This window comes from Vibrio sp. D173a (assembly GCF_030248475.1).
Map to the genome: position 1 here is coordinate 1 of NZ_JAHGAH010000481.1, position 2125 is coordinate 2125.

3 protein-coding genes are annotated in these 2125 nt (G+C 46.5%); all 3 read left to right on the top strand.

Going from position 1 to position 2125, the window contains the following annotated elements:
* Positions 1–855 (top strand): VC_2705 family sodium/solute symporter (locus KIV40_RS26910; RefSeq protein WP_285352232.1); only part of this gene is annotated, 855 nt, incomplete at its 5' end.
* Positions 856–1256: 401 nt separating this feature from the next.
* Entirely contained in the window at positions 1257–1451 is a 195-nt protein-coding gene (locus tag KIV40_RS26915) for a PA3496 family putative envelope integrity protein (protein WP_285352234.1), read from the top strand.
* A gap of 207 nt (positions 1452–1658) precedes the next feature.
* Positions 1659–2125, top strand: a 467-nt coding sequence (locus KIV40_RS26920) for an NADAR family protein (protein ID WP_285352236.1), incomplete at its 3' end; no start/stop codon positions are given.

Genomic DNA, 2125 nt, shown 5'->3' on the forward strand with positions numbered 1-2125 from the left:
GCACTACTGTTCATCTCACTACTTTACACAACAGCACCAGGTGTAGCGGCGTTTGCTCGTGTAAACATGATTGAGACAATCAACGGTCCTGACATGCAAGGTGTTCCAGCAGCAGAAGCACCAAGCTGGTACAAAAACTGGGAAAGCACTGGTCTAGTAGGCTGGGAAGATAAGAACGGCGATGGCAAGATGTTCTACTCGGGCGATGAGCGCAACGAGATGAAGATCAACCGTGACATCATCGTACTGGCTTCTCCAGAGCTAGCGAAACTACCAAACTGGGTTGTAGCACTACTGGCAGCCGGTGGTCTTGCAGCCGCACTATCAACAGCCGCAGGTCTACTACTGGTAATCTCAACATCCATCTCGCATGACTTGTTGAAGAAAGGCTTTAGACCAAACATGACCGACAAGCAGGAGCTATTAGCCGCTCGTCTGGCAGCAATGGTCGCGATTATTGGTGCAGGTTACTTGAGTATTAACCCACCAGGCTTCGTAGCACAGGTAGTAGCGTTTGCATTCGGCTTAGCCGCAGCATCCTTCTTCCCAGCGATTATCCTAGGTATCTTCTACAAGAAGATGAACAAGGAAGGTGCGATTGCAGGTATGTTGGCGGGTATCCTATTCACAGCGTCATACATCATCTACTTCAAGTTCATCAACCCAGCAGCAAGCACGCCAGACAACTGGTGGTTCGGTATCAGCCCAGAGGGCATCGGTACGCTAGGTATGTGTCTGAACTTTGTAGTATCTATCGCAGTGAACAAGGTTACAGCTGAAGTACCACAAGATGTACAAGAGATGGTAGAGAACATCCGTTACCCTAAAGGTGCTGGTGCAGCTCACGACCACTAAGCAACAACTCTCGCAAGAGACTAAAACAAACCAGTGCTTACATTGTAGGGATTAGGTACTGGTTCTCAGAAAGCCGATGCGTCATGTATCGGCTTTTTCTTTTTGTCCCGCCATTTATGAAAAGAAAGGGTTGTTTTTAACAACTGGTTTGCAGGAAATTTCAGTTCAGAAAGTGGGGTGTGAGGCGGTGAAAGTGGGAGTTAGATCAAACCACATTTCTTATGGGGAATCTTTTAAATGTAATGGCATAAATTCGCCTTGGCAAAGTATAAATGAGGCATTTATTAATTAGCTTTGTGAAGCGTCGGAATCATCACATTTCAGTACAGAAATTCTTAACAACCGAAAGGGCATTTGCTACAGATTACCTGTCCATTACATGGTGCTTTTCGGAGGAAAACATGTCCATTAATTCAATCAACCATGATGAAATGACGAACATCGCAAACAAGTGGGACGGCGATGAAGAAGTAAACCTAAAACCAGAGAAACAGATGAAATCGGCTGAAGCTCGCCGTCGTATCGAGGCTCTTAGAGAAATTAGAGAAAGTGGTCTGAGCCTTGAAGAAGCGAGAGAACTGGGTTTGATCCACTGATCTTTGATTCATTCTTTTAGGGCGGCTCTGTGCCGCCCTAAATTTGTTTAGAACATCAACAACGGCATTCAATCCCTTCCTTTTAGTGAACCCCATTCACAGAGTTACTCTTCAGCACCGCACGCTATTTGACACCATGACAACGCAGCACTAATTTTAAAAGAAAAACATAAGCGCTGAGACGCAGTTGTTGGTGAGGAGTAGACGATGGCGAACTGCAAAGAGGTTCTATTTTACGAACCTGAAGATCCAAACGGTTACCTTTCAAATTTCGCGGCTTGTCCGATTCGTGTCGGCGATGAGGTATGGGCCACCAGCGAGCACTATTATCAAGCGAAGAAATTTACCTGCGATGAACTAAGGCAGAGGATTTACAGCGCGAGTTCGCCTGCAGAAGCCTTCTCACTGAGCCGAGATTTTGATGCTCAGGTGCGCGATGATTGGTATGACATTCGCGTCGATGTGATGCGCTTTATCGTGACCGAGAAATTCAAACAGAACCCCTGTTTTGCTCTATTTCTGATCAATACCGGCGACTCTGTCATCAAAGAGCATTCGCACAAAGACAGCTTTTGGGGCGATGGGGGAGACGGTACGGGCGAGAATCATCTTGGTAAGATTCTGATGAGTGTCCGTAGCCAGCTTAGCGCTCAACCGGTGTGCTTAAAGCCTGT

Bases quoted from the DNA above. Each gene is read 5' to 3' on its own strand.
- KIV40_RS26915 (WP_285352234.1), top strand. From the start codon at position 1,257: ATGTCCATTAATTCAATCAACCATGATGAAATGACGAACATCGCAAAC.